The following is a 5,264-nucleotide window of genomic DNA, read 5'->3' as shown; positions in this document are numbered from 1 at the left end:
CCGCGGCCCTGGCCGCCCTGCATCGCGACCTGCTGCGCGAGACCCCCGACCGCCCCGAGCCCCCGTCGGCGGGGCGCCGCCCGCCCGCCCAGCTGACCGCGTTCTTCGGCCGCGCCACCGAGCTGGCGGCGCTGTCGGAGGTGCTGGGTTCGGCCCGGCTGGTGACCCTCACCGGCCCCGGCGGGGTGGGCAAGACCCGGCTGTCCATCGAGGCCGCGGCCGCGGTCGACGGGGACGTCACCTTCGTGGACCTCTCGCCCGTGTCGGACGGAACCCAAGTGGCCCAAGGCATCCTGCGCGCGCTCGGGGCGCGGGAGTCGAGGCTGCTGCCCGACCAGCGCCCGACGGGGGACCCGCTGGAGCGGGCCGCCGCCGTCCTGGCCGCGTCGCCGCGACTGTTGATCATGGACAACACCGAGCACGTCATCGCCGAGGCCGCCGAGGCCGTGGCCCGGCTGCTGGCCGCCTGCCCGCGGCTGCGGGTTCTGGCCACCAGCCGCGAGGCGCTGGGCATCACCGGCGAGGCGCTGTATCCGCTGTCAGGGCTGCCGATGCCGGACGCCGAGGGCGACGCCGAGTCCGCGCTGAAGTATCCGGCGGTGCGGCTGTTCGCGGACCGGGCGCGGGCGGTCTCGCCCGGCTTCGAGGTCACCGACGCCAACCTGGGCGCCGTGTTGAGCGTCTGCCGCGCCCTGGACGGGATGCCGCTGGCCCTGGAGCTGGCCGCCGCCCGGGTGCGCACCCTCAGCGCCGACGAGATAGCCGCCCGGCTGGTCGGGGAGCGCTTCGGCCTGCTGTCGCGCGGCAGCCGCACCGCCCCGGCCCGGCATCGCACCCTGCACGCCGTGGTCGACTGGAGCTGGGACCTGCTCACCGAGCCCGAGCGCGAACTGGCCCGCCGCCTCACCGTGTTCTCCGGCGGCTGCGCGCTGAACGACGCCGAGGCGGTCGGCGCGGCGAGGGCGGGCGAGACCCTGGAGCTGCTGACCAACCTGGTCGACAAGTCGTTTGTGGAGCATTCCCGGGGGCGCTACCGGATGCTCGCCACCATCGAGGAGTTCTGCGCCGCGCGGCGCGACGCCGCGGGCGAGACCGCCCGGCTGCGGCTGGCCCACGCCGAGCACTTCCTGTCGGTGGCGCGCACCGCCGACGCGCGGATGCGCGGGCGCGATCAGCTGCGCTGGCTGGAGCGGCTGCACGCCGAGCAGGACAACCTGCACGCCGCGCTACGCTGGGCCATTGAGGACAAACGGCATTCCCTGGCGCTGCGCCTGATCGGGGCCCTGGCCTGGTACTGGTGGCTGTGCGGGCTGCGCACCGAGGGCGCGGTGCTCGCCCGGCGGCTGCTGTCCGATATGGAACCCATGGCGGGCGGGGAGCTGCGCGACGAATACCGGCTGGCGCTGCTGAGCGCCGGGATGGACCACGACAACGACCCCCGCCTCATCGCCCACGCCGCCAACTTCCCGCCCCTGTCCACCCTGGAGGAGCGGCCGCCCTTCCACCCCGTGGTGATGGTGCTGCGCGCCATGGCCGAGGGCCCGCCCGGCCAAAACGACGGCTCCATCGACCGGATTCGCGAGCTGATCCCCGCCGTCGAGGAGCCCTGGACCCGGGCGCTGATGGTGATGGGCCTGGGCTACCAGCTCCAGGTGTACGCGCGGCACACCGAGGCGGCGACCCATTTCATCGCCGCCGCCGAGTCGTTCGGGGCGCTCGGGGAGCGCTGGGGAATCGCCAACAGCCTGATGGGACAGTCCTATTCGGTGCGCGCCTTCGGCGAGGAGGAGAAGGCGAACCGACTGCTGGAGCAGGCGGCGGAGTTGTTGCGCGAGTTGGGTTCGGTGGACGAGGTCGCCGAGATGATGTGCGAGCGCGGCGAGGCCCTGGCCCGGGCGGGCGAGTTCGACGCGGCGCTGACGGAATACCGGCGCTGCGTCGACTACATCGGCGACTCGCCCAGCGTGGAGTCACGGGTGCGGATCTCCTACGGCCACGGCCTGATCGCCTACCACCGCGGCGACCTGGAGGAGGCCCGCGGGCACCTGCGGCGCGCGGTGGGCTCCTGCCCCGCCGGGTGGTTCAGCGGGGAGATGGTGCTGGCCGACTCCTACGTCCTGTTGGGACAGATCGACGAGGCCCGGGGCGACTGGGCCTCGGCCGCCGCCCACTACCGCACCTGCCTGGGGATGCTGCGCCACCGCAACTTCCCGCCGATCCTGGCCACCATCATGGACGGTTTCTCCCGCCTGGCCGGCCACCGCGGTGACGCCGAACGCGCCAAGGCGTTGCGCGACAAGGCACACGCGATCCGCGTCGGCAGCGAGCTGTCGATCGACCGCGCCGTCGAACTCATCGAGGCAGAGGTCCGCTAGCCGCAGTGGCCCCAGCCGCTGCTCGCCGACGCCACGCCGCTGATGGAGCCGCCCCACTTCACGCAGGCGCCGCGGGCCTTCAGGGTGACCGGGCCCGCGTAGTAGGCGTACTTGCCGGTCTCGTCGCCGACCTTGCCGCCCTTGACCTGCAACCACGCCGACACCGCCGTCTTCTTCTTGATGTCGACGGCCTTCAGGGTGACCACGCAGTTGGCGCCCGAGGAGTTGTTGTAGAGCAAGTGGACGGTCCCGAACGTGACGCCGCCGGAGCTGATGGTGCGCTTGTCGACCTCGCCGTACCCGGCGCCGCACGCCTCCTTGGCGCTGTGCGGATTTCTGCCCGGCGTGTGCTTGGGCTGCTTCTTCGGCGGCGTGGACTTGGACGACTTGCCGGCCGATCCGGTCTTGGCGTCCAGGGGCTTGGTGGACGGTCCGGAGGTGGCGGTGGTGGGGTCGTCGCCGGCCACCTTGCTGTCGCCGCCACCGCCGAAGATCAGCAAGGCCCCGACGAGCACCACGACCAGGGCCATCACCGCGCCCAACACGGTCATCGCGTAGCGCTCGCCGGTCCAGCGGTGCCGCGGCCGTGCGGGGCCGCTCGGCACTTCATCCATGGGCATTCCTCAATACGAACTCGGGCGGTTGGTCGGGTGCCAACGGCTCGTCAGCGTACTGCGTGGGTCTGCCCCGTGGCGATGTAGGCCATGTTGGTGCGCGCGATGTTTCCCTTGTCCCAGTAGCCGTCGTGGGCCTTGACGGGATCGCGCAGCGGGTCGTCGTGGAACACCGGGTCGAAGCGCCCGGTGTCGGCGCACGAGAAGATCCGGGCGCCGAAGGTCCGATGGCTGGGAGGCGGGCCCAGCAACCAGTCGGGGGCGTCGGCGATCAGGTCGCCGGGCGCCGCCGTGGCCCACACGTGCTCGGCGCCGACGCTCAGCGCGCTGGCGTGCGGCACCCCGACGCCGGGGCTGCCGACGAACACCATCTCGTCCACGTCGCAGGTCTTGTCGCGGTCGGTGATCCCGATGACCGTGGTGCCGTAGGAATGCCCGAGCGCGGTGAGGTGGGCCCGGTCGTCGCCGGGCCGAGCCAGGCGCAGACCGGTGACGAAGGAGCTGAGCCGGGGCACCGCGGCGACCGCGTCGTCGTCGCGCGGGGAGTCGGTGAAGAGGTCGTCGGGGGCGTCGTAGCCCAGCCACAGGACGATCGAGGTGAGCCGGCGTCCATCCACTTTGGCGGCATCGGTGGCCATCCGATTCGTTCTGTCGTAGTCGAAGCCGATGGTGGCGATGGCGGCGCCGGTCCCGGGAACGTAGATCGAGACGTTGTCGGCCACGTCCGGGTCGCCCACCGCGATCACCGCCTGGCCGTCGCCCGCCGGGTCGAAGTCCAGCAGGAAGTAGCGCGTGCCGTCGACGGGGCTCGCGGCGCTGACCCGCTTGTTCAGATCGTCCAGGGCGGGCTTGGAGTCCAAGCGCCGCAGGTGTTCCCGGTTGCAGACGTCTCGGACGGTGGCGGGGAGTCCATTCAGGTGCGCCACCTTTTCGGGGTGGTTGGCCGCCATCGCGGCGCGGTCGGGCTCGCTCAGGCCGCCCCACCATTCGGCGGCCACGAAGGCTCCGTTCGAGGGCTTCGGTACTGCGATATTCATGGCCGCCTCCGCCGGGTGAGGCCGTTTATCCCTTATGTCCCAGAGTATCTCGGTACTTCACCGGGTGCCATCGCCGATGGCGCGGCCGATGACCTCCGGCAGCACCCGGGCCACCACCGACGCGGTGACGGGGCCGCGGGTCGCGGCCTCGCGCCCGGCCATTCCATGCAGGAACGCCGCCGACATGGCGGCGCGCTCCGGCGGCATCCCGGCCGCCAGCATGGCGCCGAGCAGGCCCGCCAGCACGTCCCCGGAGCCGGCGGTGGCCAGCGCCGGGTCACCGGTCGGGTTCAGCCAGACGTCGCCGATCGGGTTGGCGATCACGGTCTTGTATCCCTTGAGGAGGACCACGCAATCCATCCGCAGGGCCAGTTCCAGCGCGTCGGCGACCCGGTCGTTGCCCGGGGCGTGCCCCGCCAGCCGGGAGAACTCCCGGTCGTGCGGCGTGATCACCGACGGCGACAGGCGTTCGGCCAGACTGGACGGATCGTCGGCGATCAGGGTGAGGGCGTCGGCGTCCAGACACATCGGCACCGGCAGCGCCATGGCCGAGCGCAGCTGCGACTCGGCCTGGGAGTCGGTGCCCATGCCCGGCCCGGCCACCCACGCCTGCACCCGCCCGGCGTCGGCGACCCGGTCCTTGGTGACGACCTCGGGATAGCTGTAGCGGATGTGGCGCGAGGCGGTGCCCGCGTACCGGATGTACCCGGCGGGCCCGGCCAGCGCGCCCGCGGTGGCCAGCTCGCCCGCACCCGGGTAACGGAAGGAGCCGGCGCACACCCCCACCACGCCGCGGGTGTACTTGTCGTCCTGCGGGCGGGCGTGCGGCCACCAGGCCGCCACGTCGGTCAGCTCGGCGATGCGCGCGTAGGGCCTGGGCAGGAACGGTTCCAGTCCGATGTCGACGCACTCCACCACGCCGGCCAGGGCGGCGGCCCCGCCCACGGCCAGAGCGGGCTTGCGGCAGCCGAAGGTCACGGTGACGTCGGCGCGCACCGCCTCGGCCACGGCGGCGCCGGTGTCCACCTCGACTCCACTGGGGACGTCGACGGCCACGGTGGTCACCGTGGGCAGCTGGGCCAGCAGTTGGCTGGCGCGCAGGGGAAGTCCGGGGCGGCCGCCGATGCCGAGGATGCCGTCGACGATCAGGTCGGTGCGCGCGGGCACGGTCGGGCTGACGCGCCCGCCGGCGGCGCGGAACTCGGCCAGGGCCGCGGCGTGGGTGCGCCCCTCGAACA

Annotated in this window: 4 protein-coding genes; 1 reads left to right on the top strand and 3 read right to left on the bottom strand. The window is 72.9% G+C overall.

Annotated features, from left to right (window positions below):
- Positions 1-2,375, top strand: a 2,375-nt coding sequence (locus VE172_RS15035) for an ATP-binding protein (protein ID WP_324802739.1), incomplete at its 5' end; no start/stop codon positions are given.
- Here the strand turns inward: VE172_RS15035 and VE172_RS15030 are convergent.
- The 3 genes from VE172_RS15030 to VE172_RS15020 all read right to left on the bottom strand — a co-directional run.
- The gene (locus VE172_RS15030) at positions 2,372-2,989 is read right to left on the bottom strand and encodes a hypothetical protein (RefSeq protein WP_324802738.1); all 618 of its coding nucleotides are present in this window, start codon (positions 2,987-2,989) and stop codon (positions 2,372-2,374) included. The two genes, VE172_RS15035 and VE172_RS15030, sit on opposite strands and share 4 nt — an antisense overlap.
- A 50-nt stretch (positions 2,990-3,039) precedes the next feature.
- Positions 3,040-4,026, bottom strand: a complete 987-nt coding sequence (locus VE172_RS15025) for an alpha/beta hydrolase (RefSeq protein WP_324802737.1) — start codon at positions 4,024-4,026, stop codon at positions 3,040-3,042.
- 57 nt (positions 4,027-4,083) lie between these two features.
- Positions 4,084-5,264, bottom strand: a 1,181-nt coding sequence (locus VE172_RS15020) for an NAD(P)H-hydrate dehydratase (RefSeq protein ID WP_324802736.1), incomplete at its 5' end; no start/stop codon positions are given.

Source organism: Stackebrandtia sp. (assembly GCF_035643755.1).
In the GTDB taxonomy this organism is placed as follows: Bacteria; Actinomycetota; Actinomycetes; order Mycobacteriales; family Micromonosporaceae; genus Stackebrandtia.
Note: the sequence above shows the minus strand (reverse complement) of the source record. Positions and strands in the feature narration are given on the sequence as shown.